Source organism: Sphingomonas sp. AC522 (assembly GCF_979258125.1).
The window spans coordinates 2,851,673-2,872,303 of record NZ_OZ409836.1; the positions used below are offsets into that span (position 1 = coordinate 2,851,673).

A 20,631-nucleotide genomic window follows, 5' to 3' on the forward strand; every position below is an offset into this window, starting at 1 on the left:
GATTTCGTCAGGATGACGCCGTACCTCAAAACTTCGCGCTCACTCCCAGCGAGAAGGTTCGCCCGATCCGGTAGCGATTGGTCTCCACCGCATTCTTCTCGAACTGCTGGTATTCGCGGTAGCGCGTGCCAGTCAGATTGCGGGCCTCGAGCTTCACTTCGAATTCGGCGCCGCCAAATTGCACCCCCTGCCGCGCGACCACGTCGAGCCGCACACCCGGCGTCTCGACGATATCGGGCAGCAAATTGGCACCGCGATTGGTCACCCGCTCGCTGGCATAGTTGAACAGCAAGGTTAGCTGCGAGAGCGAGTCGGTATCTTCGATGCCGATCTGCAGGTTGACCAGATGGTCCGATTGCCCGGTCAGCGGCGCGCCGTCACGGAAGAGCTGGCTCGACGGCACCAGCACTGCGATGCCACTGCCATTCTGGATCGGGCTAGGCACCAGTTCGGAACCCGACTGGATGCTCGACTTGGTATAAGTGTAGTTGGCGATCAGCATCAGCCGGCGGCTGGCGAAGAAGCCGCCCCAGGCCTCAAGCGGCACATATTTCTGCACCTCGACCTCTGCACCCCACAAGGTAGCGCTCGGGGCGTAAGAGAAGCCGGTCTGCAGACTAGAATCGGGCGTCGGGAAAAACGCGACCTGCTCGGTGGGGTTGTCGATTTTCTTGTAGAAGCCCGCCGCGGTGAAGCGCTGGTTGCGGCCGAAAAACCATTCGTAGCGGCCCTCGAAATTGAGCAGCTTCGAATCGATCAGCTGGGGATTGCCGAAGAACAGGCGGTCCGATTCGAAATCGCGATAGACCTGCGGCGCCAGCTCGCGGAACTGCGGGCGCGCGATCGTCTTGGAGGCGTGGGCACGCAGCTGCATGTCCGACGCGAAATTCCAGGTGATCGTCGCCGCAGGCAGCCAATAGCCATTGTCCAGCCTAGTGCCCTGGAACAGCGCGCTGTTTGTGGTGACGAACTCGACTGCTTTCTCGTAACGTACGCCCGCAGTCGCGCGAACACCCTTCACCACCTCGCCCTCGACCTGCACATAGCCGGCGTTGATCTTGAGGCTCGCGTCGTACTGCGCCGCGCCCTGCGCGTTGGAGAGGTTGAATAAGCGGATGCACCCCGCTTCCGCCGCCACCGTCGTCGGATTGGGGCAAGCGCCCATGATCGAGTCGATCGAGAGCAGGAAATCGGGCCGCAAATAGCTGGCCGGCGCGGCAATGCCGCTGCCGTTGAAAGAGCGGTAACGGAAGTCGAACCGCGTCGAGCTGCGCTGCGCATCGCTGTAGAAATAGCCTGCCGACACCGTCACCGGGCTGGCGAACATCGGCAGGCGATAGCTGATATCCGCCTGCCCGCTCCACAAATTCTCGTCGAGTTCACTGAACGCCACGGTCGCGGATTCGCCCAGCCCGTTGAGGCTGTTGACATAGGCCTGTCGCACCGGATCGAACCGATAGGAGAAGAAGCGCTCATAGGGCGCATTGCGCTTGGTATTGGCATAGCTGCCGCGGACATCGAACGAGACATCGCCGAATTTGAACTCGCCGGTCAGTTGGGTGTCGATCAGCTGCCGCTCGAACCAATTGGTGTTCTGCTCGAGCACCTGATTGCCGTTGCTGTTGGGATAGACCGTCGCCGTGCCCAGCCGCGCCTGCTTGAGCGTGTCGTGGATATAGAGGTTGGTCCAGCGGATGCGATGCTCGCCAAACTCCGCACCCAGCCCGATCAAGCCATTGGCGACGATGCGGTTGTCGGTCAGCACCGTGCGGAAATCGCTGCGCACGGCCCCGCTGGGATCGGCGGTGTCCTGTTGCAACGCGTCGCGCGTGCGAAAGCTGTTGCCAAGGCTCGCCGAGGCAATCACGCCAAGCCGGACGCCGCCGACATCGAACGAATGCCCGGCACTCAACTCGGCATTCCAGTTGGCCGGGATATTGTCGTTCTGCAGCAGCAGCGTGGTTTCGGCATTGGTCAGCTGTGCCGCCTGCGCCGAAGTGAACACGTTGGTGGTGAGTCCGCCCGTGCGGATGAAGTCAGGCACGTCGCGCTCGCCAGTGTCGTAGCCGAGCGAATCCAGCCGCCCGCCGTCATAGACATAGCCGAACTGATTGGTGGTCGCGCTGTCATAAGCCAGGCTGCCACCGAGCTGCAGGAAGCTTTCCTGCGGCACGGCGCGCGTAGTCAGGTTGATCACGCCCCCGCCGAACTCGCCCGGATAGTTGGCCGAATAGGTCTTCTGAACGAGCGCGCTGCCGACAATGCTGGTTGGGAAGATGTCGAGCGGCACCGTACGGCGCAGCGGCTCGGGGCTAGGCAGCGGCGAACCGTTGAGCAGCGAAGAGGAATAGCGGTCGCCGAGCCCGCGCACGAACACGAAGCCGTTGCCGACCACGCTCATGCCGGTCAAGCGGGTAAGTGCGCCGGCAATATCGCCCTCGCCGGTGCGGGCGATGTCTTCGGACGAGAGCACCGACACGACCTGCGGTGTCGCGCGGACCACATCAGGGATGTGCCGGCCGAGCACGACGACTTCCTCGCCCGCAGCCGCATCGAAGCCGGGCGCCGAGACTTCGACCTCCTGCGTTTCGTCCTGCGCGCCTTCCGTGCCGGCATTGGGATCGGCAGCCGGCACCAATGGCGGCGTCTGGGTCGCGACCTGCGCAAGGGCCTCGGGGCTCACCAGCGTCGTGCTGGCGATCAGAAGCGAGGCGAAAGCGAGTTTCTGGTTCATGGCTGCCATCCGGAGCGAGGGTCTGTCTGGGGCAAGCGCCGGAGCCGCGGATGTCCGCTGCTCCGGCGCCGTCGATTGGGCTGGGCGCAGGTGATCAGAAGCCGTTGCAGGCCAGGTAGTTGGAGTTGAACACCGGCGCCCCGAGGTCCTGGATGCCGGCATTGACCGGGCGGATCGTCGATTTGCCGCCGTTCGCGTCGACGCCGGCCACCATGTTGATGCAGGGGCCGACGGTCCTGATGATGCCGTTGACGAAGGTGAAGTCGGCGCCGCCGCGGAGGCGCACTGTCGCCGGAACGCTCGCCGTCGTGCCGATAAAGGTGAAGTTGGCATAGGTGCCGAAGGTTCGCGGCAGCAGGTCCTCGTTGCCGTTCGAGTCGATCTCGGTCGAGAAGCTGTCGCTGGTAGCGCCGATCGTCTTCTGCGCGACGATCAGGAACTGGACGAACCCGCGCCAGCCCACGTCCACGTCGAAGCCGTCATCATCGGCGCCGGTGATCGCCATGTATTTTAGGTTAGTGCGCCCGCCGAAAATCTCGACGCCGTCGTCCGAGCTGTTGTGGACCTGAATATGATCGAGCGTCGTCCCCGATCCGGTGCCGCCCAGCGTCAGGCCCTGCAGCTCGTTGTTCGGAGTGATCTCGGTGCCCGAATAGCGGATCTGCACATATTGCATCGTGCCGCTGCTGTCGGCCGCGACGGCGCCGCCGTAGAGGGCGTTACCGGTGCCTTCGACCACTGCTTCGCAGGTCGTGCTGCTGCCTGCCGCATCGTTGACGCCGCTGATGCAGTTCGAGATCGGCGCGCGGCCGGCAAGGATGATGCCGCCCCACTGGCCCTGCGTCGAATCGCTGGTGCCGGCCGGATTTAGGTTCTGCTGCGAAGTGAAGATGATCGGCTGGGAAACGGTGCCCACGGCGTTGATCTTCGAACCGCGATTGACGACCATGAAGTCGTTCGCCGCATCGTTCGCGTTCGCCGCGATGATCACGCCGGGGTCGACATTGAGCGTCGCCACTGCCCCGCCAGGCGCTGCGCCGGTGGTGCCGACGTCAACGCCGACATCGACGCGACCGTTGATCTGATAGACCACGCCGTCCACTCGAGTGAGGGTCAGCGTGCCGGTAACGACGGTCGGCAGGCGGCAAAGACGATAATTGTTGTTGGTGCCGGCATCGACAGTGCCGGCGATGCACGCACTAGCGGCCGGTGCCGCCGCGGTGCGCGCCAGCGAACTGACGCAGCTATTTGCCGCCGGAACGGTCGTGGCGGTCGTGAAGTTGAGCGTCGACGAGCTGCAGGTCCAGTCGCGGAACGACGTATCGCTGCCGTTGGCGACGGCGCCGACATAGCCGGTCGAGACCAGGAACGGGCTCAGCGTTGCGGCATTGAACGGCGCCAGCGAGGCAGCGGTGCCCTGCGGCGCGAAGCCGTTGAGCGGGTTCGTGCCGTTGAGCGTGTTGCCGGCGCCGGCGTTGAAGATCGCGAGCTGCTCTTCCTGCGTGACCGTCACGCCGCTCACCGTCGTCGCCGCGAAATTGGCGGTCGGCGTCGGCGTAGTGGTTGGCGTGGGCGTCGTCGTGGCGGTCGGCGCGGGCGCCGGGAAGTTGATCGTCCCCGCCCCTGGCGAGGCAACGCTGCTGGCGCCGTCGCAGGCGGCCACGGCGAAGCCGGCGCAGCTCGTCAAAAGGATCATGCTGAGACGTTTGAAGCTGGGCATAGGTTCTCCATGTCCGGCCGACGCCGGATTGCGGGTTCTGAAAACTGTGCGAGACCGACTCGGCTTGTCCCCCGTCGGCCGCAGGGGTCGGCTAGGGCGCTTGCATGACTCGTCCGTGGAAGTTCGAAGAAGGTTCGGAGACTCCCGCGTGACGGGATTGTTACGGAACCGGCCCGGCCGGCGATTCGGCGCACCGCCGCGGCTCTTTGGCGCAAGGGGTTTGCAAGCAGACGGGGCTGCAATACCCTGTCTGCGGGTGGGAATTGGAGACGCGCGATGACGTCATTGGCTGTGCCTGCGCCCGATCTTTTCTCGGTCATCACCACTGCCGGTTCGGGCTTGCGCATCCCGCCCTGGAAGGCGCTGCTCGATTGGCCGCGCTTCGGCGATACGCATATCGACTATGCCGCCGATACGCCGGGCCAGCGCAATCTGTGGGCGGCGCGGCTCGACGAGGCCGTCCTGCGCGCCGACAAGCCCGTGCTGCTCATCGCCAGCGGTGAAAGCTGCCTCGCCACTGCCTGGTGGGCGCGACTGTCGCCCGCGGGCTATGTGTCCAAAGTCGCGGGGGCGTTGCTGTTCGCACCGCGCGGCGCTGATGCAGGAGACGAGCGGTTCGCCTCGCCGGCGACCCCACTCCCCTTCCCGTCCGCAATCGTCGAGCAAAATGCCACCCGCCGCGCTGTGGCGCTCGCTCAGAGCTGGGGCAGCGGATCGCTGGACAATTGGCAGGCAGAAGACGGCAGTGCGTGGCAGCAGGCCCAGACCGCCCTGATACGGCTCACCGCGCGCGTGGTCGAACGCGACATGCGCGTCGCCCGGGCGTTCGACATCGTCGCCTAGGCTTTGGCGCAACCAAAAAGGCCCGCCGATCTTCCGATCAACGAGCCTTTGAAATGGTGGGCGCGACAGGGATTGAACCTGTGACCCCACCCGTGTGAAGGGTGTGCTCTACCGCTGAGCTACGCGCCCGAACGCCTTTCGGGCGAATTCGGAAGCGGGCCTCTAGCCTTAGCGGGGTGCGCTGTCCAGAGGTCCGTTTGAGAGGACCCATGACAGGGACTCGAACCCTGCAAATGCCAGCCTTTCGACTGCACCCCCGCCGACCGGGTCAGGGCCACAAGGTCAGTTGACCGAGTCCTTCAGGCCCTTGCCGGCCTTGAACTTGGGCTGGTTGGAGGCCTTGATCGTCATTTCCTCGCCGGTGCGCGGATTGCGGCCCGTGGAGGCCTTGCGCTTGCTGACCGAGAAGGTGCCGAAGCCCACCAGGCGGACTTCGTCGCCGCGCTTCAGCGAGGCCGAGATCGCATCGAACACGGCCTCCACGGCCTTGCTCGCATCGCCCTTCCCCAGGCCCGAATTATCGGCGACCTGACTGATCAGTTCCTGCTTGTTCATGTTGCTGATGTCCCCCTGGCAAATGCATGGCTGTAAAGAATAATGAGTCGTTTCGGCGATCCAGCCCGCAAATCAGCACGCGACCGCCACCGCTGTCAAAGCCTTTCCGGCGCAAATCCCCGCGAAAACAGGGTTTGCGAGGGGTGAACGACTTCTCAGCTCCCCTCCCTGAAAGGGAGGGGTTGGGGGTGAGTTGCGAGCGTAGCGAGCGCTCCGCGCCACCAAAAGAAAAGGCCGGGCATCGAGCCCGACCTTTTCTAACCCACCCCTAGCCTCTCCCTTTCAGGGAGGGGAAGGCTCTAGTGATGCACCGCATCCCCGGCCGGCGGGATCCCCACCGGCGGCTGCGCGGCCAGCTCGTCCGCATCGGTCCAGTCGATCGACGTCAGGCCCTCGGTCAGCGCCAGCTTGAGCACTTCATCGACATGCTTGACCGGAATGATCTCCAGGCCCTCGCGGATGTTCGCCGGGATCTCGACCAGATCCTTCTCATTCTCCTCGGGGATCAGCACCGTCTTGATGCCCCCGCGAAGCGCTGCGAGCAGCTTTTCCTTGAGGCCGCCGATCGGCAAGACCCGGCCACGGAGAGTCACTTCGCCAGTCATGGCGATGTCGCGGCGGACGGGGATGCCCGTCATCGTCGAGACGATCGCAGTCACCAGCCCGACGCCAGCCGACGGACCGTCCTTGGGAACGGCGCCTTCGGGCAGATGGACGTGAATGTCCTTGCGCTGGAACAGGCTCGGCTTGATGCCATAGGTCGGTGCACGCGCCTTGACGAAGCTGAACGCGGTCTCGACCGACTCCTTCATCACGTCGCCAAGCGTGCCGGTGGTCTTGATCGCGCCCTTGCCCTGCACGGTCACGCTCTCGATCGTCAGCAATTCGCCGCCGACTTCGGTCCAGGCGAGCCCTGTGACCGCGCCGATCTGATGCTCCTCTTCGCTCAGGCCATGGCGATATTTGGTCACCCCGGCGAACTCATGAAGGTTCTCGGGCGTGATCGTCACGCTCTCCGCCTTCTTCTCCAGGATCCGCCGCAGCGCCTTGCGTGCGAGCTTGGCGATCTCGCGCTCGAGCGTGCGGACGCCCGCCTCGCGGGTGTAATGCTGGATCAGCGAGCGCAGGCCCTCGGTGGTGAGCGTGAACTCACCTTTTTTGAGCCCATGCGCTTCGATTTGCTTCTCGATCAGATGCCGCTCGGCGATCTCGACCTTCTCATCCTCGGTATAGCCTTCGAGCCGGATGATCTCCATGCGGTCGAGCAACGGCTGGGGCAGGTTGAGGCTATTCGCCGTAGTGACGAACATAATATCCGAGAGATCGATGTCGATCTCCAGATAATGATCCTGGAATTTCGAATTCTGCTCGGGATCGAGCACCTCGAGCAAAGCCGAAGCGGGATCGCCGCGGAAATCCTGGCCGAGCTTGTCGATCTCGTCGAGCAGGAACAGGGGGTTCGACGCCCCGGCCTTTTTCAGGTTCGACACGATCTTGCCCGGCAGCGAGCCGATATAGGTGCGGCGATGCCCACGGATCTCGGCTTCGTCGCGCACACCGCCGAGCGATTGCCGGATGAACTCGCGTCCGGTCGCCTTGGCGATCGACTTGCCGAGCGAGGTCTTGCCGACGCCGGGCGGGCCGACGAGGCACAGGATCGGGCCCTTCAACTTGTTGGTCCGCGCCTGCACCGCGAGATATTCGACAATGCGGTCCTTGACCTTCTCCAACGCGTAATGATCCTCGTCGAGGATCGCCTGCGCCGCAGCGATGTCCTTCTTGACCTTGCTCTTCTTGCCCCAGGGCAGCCCGAGCAGCACGTCGAGATAGTTGCGCACCACCGTCGCCTCGGCGCTCATCGGCGCCATGGTCTTGAGCTTCTTGAGCTCGGCGGTCGCCTTGGTCCGCGCTTCCTTGCTCAGCTTGAGCGTGGCGATCTTCTGGGTCAGCTCGGCGATCTCGTCGCCATCGCCTTCCTCGCCCTCATTGCCCAGCTCGCGCTGGATCGCCTTCAATTGCTCATTGAGATAATATTCGCGCTGGGTCTTCTCCATCTGGCGCTTCACGCGGCTGCGGATCTTCTTCTCGACCTGCAGCACGCCCAGCTCGCCCTCCATGAAGGCGAACACCATCTCGAGGCGCTTCTGGGGATTCACTTCGACCAGCAGCGACTGTTTGTCGGCAACCTTGACGGCGATATTCGCCGCGACCGCGTCGGCCAGGCGCGAGGCATCGTCGAGCTCGGCGAGCTGAACTGCGGTTTCGGCCGGCAACTTGCGGTTGAGCTTGGCGTAATTCTCGAACTGGTCGATCACCGAACGCATCAGCGCCTGGACTTCGGTGCCTTCAACTTCATTCTCTTCCACCGGCGCGATCTCGCCGGTCAGATATGCGCCGCTCTCGTCGATCGACTGAAGCTGGCCGCGCACCTTGCCACCCACCAGCACGCGTACGGTGCCGTCCGGAAGCTTGAGCATCTGGAGCACTTCGGCGGTGACGCCGGTGTCGTACAGATCCTCGCGGCCGGGGTCGTCCTCGGCAGGATCGAGCTGCGCGACGAGGAAGATTTCCTTGTCGGCGGCCATCGCGGCCTCGAGCGCGGCGACGGACTTGTCGCGGCCTACGAAGAGGGGCACGATCATGTGCGGGAAGACGACGATGTCGCGAAGCGGAAGGACGGGGTAGGACTGCTTCATGGATACTCCGGGTCGGCCCGATCGGGGCCTCGTTCCTACACTATATGGGGCTGCGGCGAGCAGCATCAATCGCAGAGCTTTACTTACCGGTGGATTACTGCTGCCGCTGGCAGCGCGGGCGGGCGTCGCTCCCGACCTGCTCGACCGCGCGATCGCAGCGATGGGCGGCCGCGAAAGACTGTCGCGGGTGAAGGCCCTCAACTGGACCGGTAGCGCCACAGTGACCGCGGGCGATCGGCAGCGCAAAATCGAAGTCAAGACGCGCGTCGAGCCCTTCGTCCGCGCGCGCTCCGAGACGCGGCTCGCCGGCACCACCGACACACGTATTCTGATCATCGAACCCGAAAGCGGGTTCCTCGAGCGCGGCGGCGAGCGGAAGCCGCTTCCGGCCCGTCAGGCAGAACATGAGCGCCAGCAATATGGCCTTTACGGCTATATGCTGCTCGTCCAGGCGCCGACGCGCGTCGAGGGCGATCATCTGGTGGCGCAGCGCTCGGGCCTGCCCCCCGCTAACCTGCTGCTCGAAGGCGATGCCGTGATGGCTGCCGATTATGCCGTTTCCAGCCCGGACAGCGATGCGATGATCGCGCAGCGCTTCCTCCTGGAGGGCAACATAAGCGACGACGTGATCCGGTGGCCGCAGGCGATCACGATCCTGCAGGACGGCAAACCCTATTTCACCTTAGATATCGAGACCTTCTCGGTCGAACTCGCCTGATGGAGAGCCCTATCCTTACTCGTTTCCTCCTTACCGCCTCGGCGCTCGCCCTCGCCTCCCCTGCTTTGGCCCAGGCCGTGAAGCCCGGCGAGCCGCCGATCACTGCGACCACGCAGGAATCGGGCGGGCCGATATCGCCCGAGCGCGCGGCGCTGCATCTCGAGCATGTCGATCTCGCCGTGGAGGTGATGCCCGCCACCTATCAGCTTCAGGGCATTGCCACGCTCACGCTGCGCACCTCCGCGGCTCTCAACCGGCTGCTGATCGATCTAGACCGCAATTTCCTGGTCACTGCAGTCAGCCTCGACGGCCGCCCGCTGCGTCCCGCCGCCTGGAGCAATCCGGAAGGGCGCCTGGCGATCCAGCTTCCCCGCCGGATGCGAGCCGGTCAGCGCGCCGTGGTCCGCATCACTTATGGCGGCACACCCCATGTCGCCGTCCGCGCCCCCTGGGACGACGGCATCGTCTGGGCCAAGAACTCCCGACGGCAAGCCGTGGATCGCCACCACCTCCGAAGGCTATGGCTGCGATCTCTTCTGGCCCTGCCTCGATTTCCCGCGCGGCGAGCCCGACAAGGTCGATCTGCATGTCACTGTCCCCGTGGGCCTCAAGGCGCCCGGGCCGGGCAATTTTGTCGGCATGGACACGCTCCCCGACGGCCGCACGGTCTGGCACTGGCGCGCGCGCAGTCCCAATCCTTATTCGATCGCGCTTCAGATCGCGCCCTATAAGGAACTGACCGGCACCTATCAGAGCCGTTTCGGCAACAAGATACCGATGGCCTATTGGTACATCCCCGGCCGCGACAAGAAGGCCGCGGGACTCTTCGCCGAATTCGCCCCGACGATGGATTTCTATGAAGAAGTGATCGGCCCCTATCCCTGGTATGACGAGAAGGTTGCCGTCGCCGAGACGCCGCATCTCGGCATGGAGCACCAGACGATCAACGCCTATGGCAACAACTACAAGAAAACCCCCTCGGGCTTCGACGAGATATTCCAGCACGAGCTCGGCCATGAATGGTTCGGCAACCAGATGTCGGCCGGCAATTGGGACGATTACTGGCTCCACGAAGGCTATGCCCAATATATGCAGCCGCTCTATGGCCGCTGGCGTGAGGGCGAGGCGCGCTATGCCGTGATGATGGACGAATTCCGCATGCAGGTGCAGAACCTCGCCCCCATCGTCTCGGGCAAGATCCGCACCGAGGAAGAGGTATATGAAGAAGCCAAGGGTGGCCCGGGCCAGGACATCTACACCAAGGGCGCCTGGGTGCTCCATACGCTGCGCAATCTGATCGGCGACGCGCAATTCTTCGAGGCGACCCGCCTTCTCGTCTATGGCCGCAGCGATCCCAAACCTGGCAATTTCCAGCCCCGCTTCGCTTCGACTCCCGAATATATCGGCTTCGTCAATCAGGTGACGGGCAAGGACATGAACTGGTTCTTCGACGTGTACCTGAAGCAGGCCGCGCTTCCCGAGCTGGTCGAGAAGCGCGACGGCGACAGGCTCACGCTGCGATGGAAGACGCCTGCCGACAAGCCCTTCCCCCTTCCGGTCGAAATATCGGTCGATGGCAAGGTACAGCGCGTCGAAATGCCTGGTGGCACTGCGACGATCCGTGTGCCCGCCGGCGCCCATGTCATCGCCGATCCGGCATCGCGCATCCTCAAGCGCTCAAAGACAGTGGAGGATTATCAGAACTTCATGTTCCGGCGGAACTGATGATCGCGCTGATCCATCCCGAACCCACCAGCCAGACTGCGCTCGGCGTGATGGCCGTGGGTTTCTTCGTCTTCCTTGCGGCGCTGGCCATCGCCCGTAGCCGGATCGGAAATGCACCCAAGGTTGCGGAGAAGAAATCCTCCACTTCGATGCTCGGCGTGCTCATCCAGGGGCTCGGCTTCGTCGCGGTCGGCTTCGGTCCGATCCGCACCTCGCTCGATCCCGCCAGCACGCTCGCAATTAGCGAGGCTGGCGTGGTCCTTATCCTGATGGCGCTGACGATCCTGCTATTCTTCTCGGCCTCGCGCGCGATGGGGAAGAATTGGAGCATCGTCGCCCGCACCCGCGAGGACCACCAGCTCGTCACCTGGGGCCCCTTCGCCGCGATCCGCCACCCGATCTACACCGGGCTATTCGCCTTCATGCTCGCAATGGCGCTCGCCTTCGGCCACTGGCGTGGGCTGGTGGTGGGCGTGCCGCTCTACTGGATCGGCACCTGGATGCGGATCACCATCGAGGAGCGCATGCTGCGCGCGCAGTTCGGCGCTGCTTACGATGCTTATGCCTCGCGGGTTAAGCGGTTCGTGCCGGGCGTGATCTAGGCGCAGCGCTCCGCGAAGGTCGCCGCGGCATCGTTATACGCCCCCGCCCGCTCGACCGGCCCATATGGTTGGCGCCGTCGAGGATCAGCAGGTCCGCATCGGGCGCGCGGTCTGCAATGATCGCGCTGGCCTCGGCCTTGGTGACGATGTCCACATTTCCGCCAATCACCAGCGCGGGCACATCCAGGTTCGCGACGCCCTGCGAGCCATCCCAGCGCAGCATCGCAAGATCGCCGCGGGCATCCACCGCCGGCGAGGCTTTGGTCATCAGCAACGCGACGTGATCGAGCTGGCTCCGCGTCACGAACCGCCCAAAGCCGAACCGCACGGTCATATGCGTCGAGCCGCTGAGATAGCTCTGCCAGCGCATCACCCGCACCAGCGGTGACAGCCAGATCTCCAGCGTCAACATCGGCACGATGATCGGCTTGCGCAGCGCCTGGAGCAGTCCGCTGAGGATCATCGTCTTCAGCGGATTGGTGAAGGTCGTGTTGAACAGGGCGGCCCCGGCGACATGCTCGCGAAACCAGTGCGGATGGTCTCGCGCAAGGGTCTGAATGATCATCCCACCGATGCTGTGACCGATCAGAATCGGCCGCTGGTCCCCTACCTGTCCGGCCACGCTCTTCAGGTCGCGTGCAAATTCGCTCAGGCACACCTTGAGGTCGCTGCGCTTGGAGAGGCCGAAGCCCGGCAGATCCCACACGATCACTCGGAAACGGCCTGCTAGGTCGCGCGTCGCATAGTGCCAGATCGTGCTGTCCAGCGACCAGCCATGGGTCAGGATCAGTGGCGGCGAGAGGGCCGAGCCATGCTCTTCGATATAGAGTTCCGCGCCGGTCTCGCTGATCAAAGTGCGCCCGCCGCTACGCGCCGGTAGCATGGGATCGATGTCTCTACGCGCCAGCAACAACCGGGTCAGGAAACGCCCCAGCAAAGACCAGGCAAGCATCGCCCCGCCCGTCCAAAGCTGCCATTCGTTGCGGTGCAGCCGGATCACGCCGTCCGCGTAGCGGACCAGATCTCCTTGGTACCAATCCCAAAGAAGGTACGCGGCAACGGCAAGGATCGCGAGCGACAAAAGCGTGAAAAAAGCACGAATTAACACAAGTATAGGCATGGCAGCTCTTCTCGGGTCGCCTTAACAATCTTGGTGTTCCCGCGTTCCGTAGAGGGCAAAAGACAGGTGTGCCGCCTTGCAGTCGAGCCGCCAAGCCCCGACATTGTGCAGTGCAGCAACGATTCCTCCCCGGAGTTGTTGAGCAAGTTCAGGGGCTTTGGCCCGGCCAGGAGCAAGCCCATGCGACGCCTCAACGACACGCTTACCCGCCTCACTGCGCTCCGTGGCAGCCCTATGGCGATGACGCCAGGCGCGGAAGCTGCGCGGCTGCGCAGCCTGAGGAAATTCGGGAGCAATCCCGGAGCGCTTGCCGCTTTATATCATGTGCCCGAAAATATGCGCGAAGGCGCGCCGCTTGTAGTGGTCCTTCACGGCTGCACCCAGAACGCCGCGGGCTATGATCGCGGCGCCGGCTGGTCGCAGCTTGCCGACGAACAGGGCTTCGCAGTCCTTCTCCCCGAGCAACAGCGCGCCAATAACGCCAATCTCTGCTTCAACTGGTTCACCGCTGAACACACGCGGCGCGGCTCCGGCGAGGCGCTGTCGATCCGCCAGATGGTGGCTACGATGATCACCGAGCACGGCCTGGATCCGGCGCGGGTCTATGTGACCGGCCTTTCGGCGGGCGGCGCTATGACTTCGGTGATGCTCGCGACCTATCCGGAGGTCTTCGCGGGCGGCGCGATCATCGCCGGGCTTCCTTACGGCACTGCCCATTCCGTCCCCGAGGCATTCGATCGCATGCGGGCGCATGGCGGCCCCAACGCCGCCGCGCTCGGCGGCCTGATCTCGGCGGCATCGGATTATCAAGGTCCGTGGCCTACGTTATCGGTCTTGGCATGGGACCGGCGACACGACGGTGGTCCCCGCCAACTCGGAACTGATCATCGAGCAATGGCGCTCGCTTCACGGTGCCGGTGCAAAACCCGCGCTGGACGAAAAGGTAGCGGGCCACCGCCACCGCGTCTGGCGGAACACCGACGGCCGTGACGTGATCGAGGAATATCGTCTCGCCGGAATGGGGCACGGAACCCCGCTCAGCACCTCCGGCGACGAGGCATGCGGCGTGGCCGGACCGTATATGCTCGAAGCCGGGATTTCCTCCACGCGCCGTATCGCCGCCTCCTGGGGCCTGACCGAAAAGGCCGCACGGCCCGCGGCTCGGCCTGCTGCGCCCGCGCGCGAAGCCGTGCGGCCAAAGGCGATCGGCCGTCCCGACACCTCCGCTAGACCCGAGCGCCTGCCGGAATCCGTCGGCGTCGGCCGCATCATCGAAGACGCGCTCAGAGCCGCCGGACTGATGCGCTAGCGGCATGGCCATTCACATTTTCCCGGCTTAGTCTCAGGACGAACCGGCAAAGGGGGGCCTTGCCATGCACGACGATACGCTTTGGAATTCCGATCTCGCGCCGACCGGGTCCGAGCAGCGGAATTGGGCCTGGTATCATTATGCGGCTCTGTGGATCGGGATGATCGTCGCGGTGCCGGCATGGATGCTCGCGGCGGGGCTGGTCGAGCAGGGCATGTCGGCAGGCCAGGCGGCGGGGACGGTGTTGCTCGGCAATGCCATCGTGCTGGTGCCGATGCTGCTGGTTGGCCATGCCGGCGCCAAGCACGGCATCCCCTTCGCGGTGCTTGCCCGCGCTTCGTTCGGCACCATCGGCGCGCGGATCCCGGCCGTGGCCCGCGCGCTGGTCGCCTGCGGCTGGTATGGAATCCAGACCTGGATCGGCGGCGAGGCGCTGCTGACGCTGCTTGGCATCCTGATGGGCCAGGATCTGAGGGGCGCGCCCCTCCCCGTCCTCGATATTGGCGCCGGGCAATTGGCGGCGTTCCTGGTCTTCTGGACGATCCAGCTCTTCTTCGTCCGCAAGGGGCTGATGACGATTCGTCGGCTCGAGACCTGGACAGCGCCGTTCAAGCTCCTCGTCTGCGTGGCGCTTGTCTGGTGGGCAGTGGACGCGGCGGGCGGCCTCGGGCCGATCTTCGCCGCACCCTCCGCCTTCGTCCACGGCGGAGTGAAGGAGGGGCAGTTCTGGCTGGTCTTCTGGCCGGCGCTGACCGCGATGATCGGCTATTGGGCGACGCTGGCGCTCAACATCCCCGATTTCACTCGCTTCGCCCGCTCGCAAAGGGATCAGGCGATCGGCCAGACGATCGGCCTGCCGCCGATGATGGGGCTGATCGCGCTCGCCAGCGTCATCACCACCAGCGCCACCGTCGTCATCTACGGCGAGGCGATCTGGGACCCGGTGGCGCTCTCCGGCCGTTTTGCCGGGCCGCTGGTATTGCTCGGGTTGGTCGTGATCAGCCTCGACACCGTCTCGTGCAACATCGCCGCCAACCTCGTTTCCTCGGCCTACGACTTCTCGTCGCTCAGCCCCAGGCGGATAAGCTACCGCACCGGCGGAATGATCACCGCCGGCATCGCGATCCTGATCATGCCGTGGAAGCTGCTCGCCTCCACCGGCGGCTATATCTTCGTATGGCTGGCGGGCTATTCGGCATTGCTCGGGCCGATCGCGGGCATATTGATCGCCGATTACTGGCTGATCCGGAAAACCGAGCTCGACACCGCCGATCTCTATCGCACCGATGGCCGCTACGGCCGCTGGAACCCCGCGGCGCTGATCGCCTTTGCAGCAGGCGTGCTCCCCAACCTCCCCGGCTTCCTCGCCACCGCTGCGCCCGGTACATTCAGCGCAGGCCCGTTCTGGATGGGCGTCTACACCTGGGCATGGTTCATCGGGCTCGGGATCGCGCTGGTGGTCTACACCGCGCTGATGCGCCTCAAGCGCGCGGCCTGAGCCGCATCAGCCATGCCGTCCCGAAAGCGAAGGCGACTTGCCACGGCAGGTGCACGCAGAGGAACCAGAACACGAAGCGCGATGGCTTGAAGGGCATCTCCAGCGCCTCGGTCACCGCCAGCCCATGCGCCATTCCGAGCCCGCCCAGCACCGTGAGAACGACGATCCCCGCCAGCACGATGACCCGCGTGCCTCGGGTCAACGGCGTAAGCCGCATCCACACGAGAAAGACGAAGGCCAGCCCGCCGCCGGCAAACCCGCCGATCGCGCCGGTCGCCAGATATTGCCAATAGTCGTTGGGGGAAGGCTCAAGCGGGAAGTGCGCGACCCCATAACCCCACGCAAGATCGTTCGCGACGATATGCGCGAAGGTCAGCAGCACAGTGAAATAGAAAACCCGCCGCAGCCACCCGCGCTGGCGGGCGCTGACCAGCAGGTATGGCAGCCCGAACAAGGGCGTCAGGTACAGGCTGGGGCCGATAACGGGCGCCAGCGCATCCTTGGGATCGGGATAGAGCAGCAGCGCCAGCGCCAACGCGACCGCGTAGACGATCGCGCCGATCAGCAACCAGATAAAGGCATGCCAGAAGCGGACGTTGCGCCGCCGCGCATGCGCTTCGCCAAGGGGGTCGGGGGCGGTCATCCCCAACCTTCGTCATTCCCGCTAAAGCGGAAACCCAGGGTCACGAGCGGCTCGGCACAGACACTCTGGGTCCCCGCTTTCGCGGGGATGACGGAATTGGGGACGCGGGCGGGCTTTATCAGCCCGCCTTTTCCTTCTTGGCGTAAACGCGCACGGGCTCCTTGCGCCCGTCGACCACATCCTTGTCGACCACGACCTCGTCCACCCCATCCATGCTGGGCAGGTCAAACATCGTGTCGAGCAGGATGCCCTCCAGGATCGAGCGGAGGCCACGCGCGCCGGTCTTGCGCTCGATCGCCCGTTTGGAAATTGCGACCAGCGCATCCTCGTTGAAGCCGAGCTTGACGGTCTCCATGTCGAACAGCTTCTGATACTGCTTGACCAGCGCGTTCTTCGGCTCGGTGAGGATCTTGATCAGCGCATCGACGTCGAGATCTTCCAGCGTCGCAATGACCGGCAGACGGCCGACGAATTCCGGAATGAGCCCGAACTTGAGCAGATCCTCCGGCTCGGTCGAGCGCAGCAATTCGCCCGTGCGGCGCTCGTCCGGTCCGGCGACATGCGCGCCGAAACCGATCGACTTGCCCTGGAGACGATCGCCGATGATCTTCTCGAGGCCCGAAAACGCACCACCGCAGATGAACAGGATGTTGGTCGTATCGACCTGCAGGAATTCCTGCTGCGGATGCTTGCGGCCACCCTGCGGAGGCACCGAAGCGGTGGTGCCCTCCATCAGCTTGAGCAGCGCCTGCTGGACGCCCTCGCCCGAAACGTCGCGAGTGATCGAGGGATTCTCGGCCTTGCGGCTGATCTTGTCGATCTCGTCGATATAGACGATGCCGCGCTGCGCCCGCTCGACATTATAGTCGGAAGCCTGGAGCAGCTTGAGGATGATGTTCTCGACATCCTCGCCGACATAGCCGGCTTCGGTCAGCGTCGTCGCATCGGCCATCGTGAACGGCACGTCGAGGATGCGCGCCAGCGTCTGGGCCAGCAGCGTCTTGCCGCAGCCGGTCGGTCCGACGAGCAGGATGTTCGACTTCGCCAACTCGACATCGGCACCCTTGGCGCCGTGGTTGAGCCGCTTGTAATGGTTGTGCACCGCCACCGAGAGCACGCGCTTCGCCTGCTTCTGGCCGATCACGTAATCGTCGAGCACGTCGCAGATCTCCTGCGGCGTCGGCACGCCACCGTCCTTCTTGGAGACAAGCGCAGACTTGGTCTCCTCGCGGATGATGTCGTTGCACAGCTCGACGCATTCGTCGCAGATGAACACGGTCGGCCCGGCGATGAGCTTCCTCACTTCGTGCTGCGACTTGCCGCAGAACGAGCAGTAAAGGGTGCTCTTGGAGTCGCCGCCGCTGAGCTTCGTCATTCAATCATCTCCCGTGCGCTCTCGTGCGCACGTTACGCCACCCGCCAAAATACACGCGAGTGATTATCGGGCAATCCGAAAACGGATATAACCCAGCTTCGTTAAACAGTAGCTGACGAGCCATCCTCGGCAATTCCGGGGCGCTTGTCATATACTTCGTCGACCAGGCCGAACGCCTTGGCTTCCTCGGCTTCGAGGAAAGTATCGCGGTCCATAGCGCGCTCGATACGCTCGAGCGGCTGGCCGGTATACTTGACGTACAGGTCGTTCATCCGCGCACGGATGCGCAGGATTTCCTTGGCCTGGATCTCGATATCCGATGCCATGCCCTGCGCGCCGCCCGAGGGCTGATGGATCATGATCCGCGCATTGGTAAGCGCAACACGAAGCCCGGGCTCGCCGGCCGCGAGCAGGAAGCTGCCCATCGACGCCGCCTGGCCGATGCAGACCGTGCCGACGCGCGGACGGATATATTGCATCGTGTCGTGGATCGCCATGCCGGCGGTCACCACGCCACCCGGCGAATTGATGTACATCCAGATGTCCTTCTTCGGGTTCTCGGACTCGAGGAAGAGCAGCTGCGCGGTGATCAGCGAGGCCATATGGTCCTCGACGCCACCGGTGATGAAGATGATCCGCTCGCGCAACAGGCGCGAGAAGATGTCGAAGCTGCGCTCGCCGCGGCTCGACTGTTCGATGACGATGGGAACCAGCCCGCCGGTGACGGGATCAATGGTCATCTGACCTTCAAGCGGATGCATAAGGGGAAATCTCTTATCGTTCGTGTTTTTGCCCAAACCCAACATCGGCGCTTGGTTAGCGCCGCGCAAGGGGTCAACGCAGTGAAAGGGCGCGCTTAACGGCCGGAACGGCGTTACCCTTGTCGAAGTCTGCACTAAAGCGCACATCGTTACGCATGCAAAAAATTCTCGTTACCGGTGGTTCGGGCTTCGTCGGAAGCCATGTCATCCTCCAGCTTCTCGAAGCGGGCCATCTCGTCCGTACCACGATCCGCAACCCCGCGCGTGAGGCCGAGGTCCGCGCCACGCTCGAGCGCGCCGGCGCCGATACGACCCGGCTGGGTTTCGCGGTTGCCGATCTCGAAAACGACAAGGGCTGGGCCGAGGCCGCGGCGGATTGCGACTATGTCCAGCACGTCGCCTCCCCCTTCCCGCTGACCCAACCCAAGGACGAGCAGGAGCTAATCCGCCCCGCAGTGGAAGGAACGCTCCGCGTGCTCCGCGCCGCGCGCGACGCTGGCGTCAAGCGCGTCGTCTTGACTTCGTCCTTCGCCGCGATCGGCTACGGGCATGGCGAGCGCCCGGCAGCCTTCACCGAGGCCGACTGGACCGACGTCAACGGCCCCGCGGTCCAGCCCTATATGAAGTCCAAGACCCTCGCCGAGCGTGCCGCCTGGGACTTTATCGAGCGCGAGGGCGGTGCCCTGGAGCTGGCCGTCGTAAACCCGGTGGGCATCTTCGGCCCGGCGCTCGGCAAGGATCTGTCGACTTCGATCGAATTGGTCCGCCGGATGATGGAGGGCAAGCTGCCGGGCACTCCCGATCTGTGGTTCGGAGTCATCGACGTGCGCGATGTCGCCAGCCTGCAGCTGCTGGCGATGACGCGTCCCGAAGCCCGCAACGAGCGCTTCCTCGCCATCGCCGGCGAGCCGCTCTCGCTCCACCAGATGGCGCTGATCCTCCACGATCATCTCGGCACCAGGGTCCCGCGCCGATTGCCCAGCTGTGTCGTCCGCACGCTGGCGCTGGTCAGCCCGATCGCCCGCGAAGCGGTGCCGCGGCTCGGCATTCGCGGGCGCGCGAGCAACGACAAGGCGAAGGCGCTGGGCTGGACGCCGCGGAGCAACGAGGAAGCGGTGGTCGCGACGGCGCAATCGCTGAAGGATTTGAAGCTGGTGTGACATCCTCCCCGGCACGGGGAGGTGGCACGCGAAGCGTGACGGAGGGGGCTCTCCTCATAAGGCAGTGCACGCGGCACGCCCCCTCCACCAGCCTGCGGCTGGTCCCCCTCCCCGTGCCGGGGAGGATCGTTATTTAAGCGGCCCCTTCACCCCCAGATACGCCAGCCGCCGCATCTCGCGGCGCCCACGAACCACCGTATCCAGGATCAGCCCGGTAAACAGGTTGAGGAACGCCAAGATCATCAGCCCGGTCGCAAGGATGGCCGTCGGGAATCGCGGCACGGTGTGTGTCTCGAGGAACGTCAGCACCAGCGGCACGCTCAGCCCGATCGCCAGCAATGCGAACGCCGCGGCGACCAGTCCGAAGAACAGCATCGGCCGCTCGATGCGGTAGAGCGTCAGGATCGTCCGGGCGATACGGAAGCCGTCGCCATAGGTGCTGAGCTTAGAGACCGACCCCTCGGGCCGCGCGAAATAGCGGGTCTCGACTTCGCCGACCGGCATCTTCAATTCCAGCGCATGCACGCTGATCTCGGTCTCGATCTCGAACCCGGAAGAGAGCACCGGGAAGCTCTTCACGAAGCGGCGCGAGAAGACGCGGTAGCCCGAGAAGATATCGGTAAAGCTCCGCCCGAACAGGCGGGCGAGAATGCCGGTCATCACCCGGTTGCCGAGCACATGCCCGCGGCGATAGGCATCGACGGCCTCATGCACCCGGGTGCCGACGATCATGTCGAGGCCCTCGTCACATGCCCGCACGACCATCGCCGCGGCGGCTTGCGGATCGTAAGTCGCGTCGCCATCGGCCATCACATAGATGTCGGCATCGACATCGGCGAACATCCGCCGCACGACATTGCCCTTGCCCTGCATCCGCTCGCTGCGGACCACGGCCCCGGCCGCGCGCGCCACTTCGATCGTGCGGTCGCGGCTGTTATTGTCGTACACGTAGATCGTGGCGGTCGGCAGCGCCGCGCAAAAGCCCGCGACCGTCTGCGCGATCGCGGCTTCCTCGTTATAGCAGGGCAGCAGGACTGCGATGCGCGGTTCGGCGCTGGCCATTCATACCCCTAACGTCATCCCGGCCCTGAGCCGGGATCCCGCTTCTTCTTCGTCTACCCGCTCCCAAAAAGGAAGCGGGATCCCGGCTCAAGGCCGGGATGACAAAAAAG

General features: G+C 64.4%; 17 protein-coding genes and 1 tRNA gene. 8 read left to right on the forward strand and 10 right to left on the reverse strand.

The annotated features are described in order from the left end of the window. Positions 1–25: 25 nt before the first annotated feature. Both ACZZZM_RS14405 and ACZZZM_RS14410 read right to left on the reverse strand, forming a co-directional pair. Positions 26–2,734 (reverse strand): TonB-dependent receptor domain-containing protein, encoded by a 2,709-nt coding sequence (locus ACZZZM_RS14405; RefSeq protein ID WP_463595770.1) that lies wholly within the window; start codon positions 2,732–2,734, stop codon positions 26–28. 94 nt (positions 2,735–2,828) lie between these two features. After that, positions 2,829–4,454 carry a hypothetical protein gene (locus ACZZZM_RS14410; RefSeq protein WP_463595771.1) on the reverse strand — a complete coding sequence of 542 codons (1,626 nt, stop codon included), beginning with the start codon at positions 4,452–4,454 and terminating at the stop codon, positions 2,829–2,831. A gap of 276 nt (positions 4,455–4,730) precedes the next feature. Here ACZZZM_RS14410 and ACZZZM_RS14415 point away from each other — a divergent pair, with 276 nt between their 5' ends. Continuing rightward, on the forward strand, positions 4,731–5,297 hold the full coding sequence (locus ACZZZM_RS14415; protein ID WP_463595772.1) for an alpha/beta hydrolase: 567 nt from the start codon (positions 4,731–4,733) through the stop codon (positions 5,295–5,297). Between the two features lie 54 nt (positions 5,298–5,351). Here ACZZZM_RS14415 and ACZZZM_RS14420 read toward each other — a convergent pair. The 3 genes from ACZZZM_RS14420 to lon form a co-directional block, all read right to left on the reverse strand. Beyond that, positions 5,352–5,426, reverse strand: a tRNA-Val gene (locus tag ACZZZM_RS14420). A gap of 153 nt (positions 5,427–5,579) precedes the next feature. After that, positions 5,580–5,852, reverse strand: coding sequence for an HU family DNA-binding protein (locus tag ACZZZM_RS14425; protein WP_331015301.1), 273 nt, complete (start codon positions 5,850–5,852; stop codon positions 5,580–5,582). A 299-nt stretch (positions 5,853–6,151) separates the two neighbouring features. Continuing rightward, a complete protein-coding gene (gene lon, locus ACZZZM_RS14430; RefSeq protein ID WP_463595773.1) occupies positions 6,152–8,548 on the reverse strand; it encodes an endopeptidase La in 2,397 nt (798 codons plus the stop codon). Between lon and ACZZZM_RS14435 the strand changes: the two genes are divergently transcribed. From ACZZZM_RS14435 to ACZZZM_RS14445, 3 genes are all read left to right on the forward strand, one after another. Continuing rightward, the gene (locus tag ACZZZM_RS14435; RefSeq protein ID WP_463595774.1) at positions 8,547–9,266 is read left to right on the forward strand and encodes a hypothetical protein; all 720 of its coding nucleotides are present in this window, start codon (positions 8,547–8,549) and stop codon (positions 9,264–9,266) included. The genes lon and ACZZZM_RS14435 overlap by 2 nt on opposite strands. Before the next feature lie 414 nt (positions 9,267–9,680). After that, on the forward strand, positions 9,681–10,991 hold the full coding sequence (locus tag ACZZZM_RS14440) for a M1 family metallopeptidase (RefSeq protein ID WP_463595775.1): 1,311 nt from the start codon (positions 9,681–9,683) through the stop codon (positions 10,989–10,991). Next, entirely contained in the window at positions 10,991–11,593 is a 603-nt protein-coding gene (locus tag ACZZZM_RS14445; RefSeq protein WP_463595776.1) for a methyltransferase family protein, read from the forward strand. Before ACZZZM_RS14440 ends, ACZZZM_RS14445 begins: the two co-directional genes overlap by 1 nt. On the opposite strand, the gene ACZZZM_RS14450 is transcribed toward ACZZZM_RS14445, so the two are convergent. Beyond that, positions 11,565–12,593 carry an alpha/beta fold hydrolase gene (locus ACZZZM_RS14450; protein WP_463595777.1) on the reverse strand — a complete coding sequence of 343 codons (1,029 nt, stop codon included), beginning with the start codon at positions 12,591–12,593 and terminating at the stop codon, positions 11,565–11,567. The genes ACZZZM_RS14445 and ACZZZM_RS14450 overlap by 29 nt on opposite strands. Before the next feature lie 300 nt (positions 12,594–12,893). Here ACZZZM_RS14450 and ACZZZM_RS14455 point away from each other — a divergent pair, with 300 nt between their 5' ends. From ACZZZM_RS14455 to ACZZZM_RS14465, 3 genes are all read left to right on the forward strand, one after another. Then, positions 12,894–13,703, forward strand: coding sequence for an extracellular catalytic domain type 1 short-chain-length polyhydroxyalkanoate depolymerase (locus tag ACZZZM_RS14455; RefSeq protein ID WP_463595778.1), 810 nt, complete (start codon positions 12,894–12,896; stop codon positions 13,701–13,703). A gap of 1 nt (position 13,704) precedes the next feature. After that, positions 13,705–14,022 carry a hypothetical protein gene (locus tag ACZZZM_RS14460; RefSeq protein WP_463595779.1) on the forward strand — a complete coding sequence of 106 codons (318 nt, stop codon included), beginning with the start codon at positions 13,705–13,707 and terminating at the stop codon, positions 14,020–14,022. A 64-nt stretch (positions 14,023–14,086) separates the two neighbouring features. After that, a complete protein-coding gene (locus ACZZZM_RS14465; protein WP_463595780.1) occupies positions 14,087–15,520 on the forward strand; it encodes an NCS1 family nucleobase:cation symporter-1 in 1,434 nt (477 codons plus the stop codon). Here ACZZZM_RS14465 and ACZZZM_RS14470 read toward each other — a convergent pair. The 3 genes from ACZZZM_RS14470 to ACZZZM_RS14480 all read right to left on the reverse strand — a co-directional run bounded on the left by ACZZZM_RS14470 (position 15,504) and on the right by ACZZZM_RS14480 (position 18,278). Then, positions 15,504–16,163, reverse strand: a complete 660-nt coding sequence (locus ACZZZM_RS14470) for a hypothetical protein (RefSeq protein ID WP_463595781.1) — start codon at positions 16,161–16,163, stop codon at positions 15,504–15,506. The two genes, ACZZZM_RS14465 and ACZZZM_RS14470, sit on opposite strands and share 17 nt — an antisense overlap. A gap of 118 nt (positions 16,164–16,281) precedes the next feature. Then, complete coding sequence (clpX, locus tag ACZZZM_RS14475) at positions 16,282–17,538, reverse strand: ATP-dependent Clp protease ATP-binding subunit ClpX (protein ID WP_463595782.1); 1,257 nt, start codon at positions 17,536–17,538, stop codon at positions 16,282–16,284. Between the two features lie 101 nt (positions 17,539–17,639). Then, a complete protein-coding gene (locus ACZZZM_RS14480; RefSeq protein WP_463595783.1) occupies positions 17,640–18,278 on the reverse strand; it encodes an ATP-dependent Clp protease proteolytic subunit in 639 nt (212 codons plus the stop codon). Positions 18,279–18,454: 176 nt separating this feature from the next. Here ACZZZM_RS14480 and ACZZZM_RS14485 point away from each other — a divergent pair, with 176 nt between their 5' ends. Further along, positions 18,455–19,459: an SDR family oxidoreductase gene (locus tag ACZZZM_RS14485; RefSeq protein ID WP_463595784.1), complete on the forward strand. Its 1,005-nt coding sequence runs from the start codon at positions 18,455–18,457 to the stop codon at positions 19,457–19,459. A gap of 129 nt (positions 19,460–19,588) precedes the next feature. On the opposite strand, the gene ACZZZM_RS14490 is transcribed toward ACZZZM_RS14485, so the two are convergent. Then, on the reverse strand, positions 19,589–20,521 hold the full coding sequence (locus ACZZZM_RS14490; protein WP_463595785.1) for a glycosyltransferase family 2 protein: 933 nt from the start codon (positions 20,519–20,521) through the stop codon (positions 19,589–19,591). Positions 20,522–20,631 lie beyond the last annotated feature (110 nt).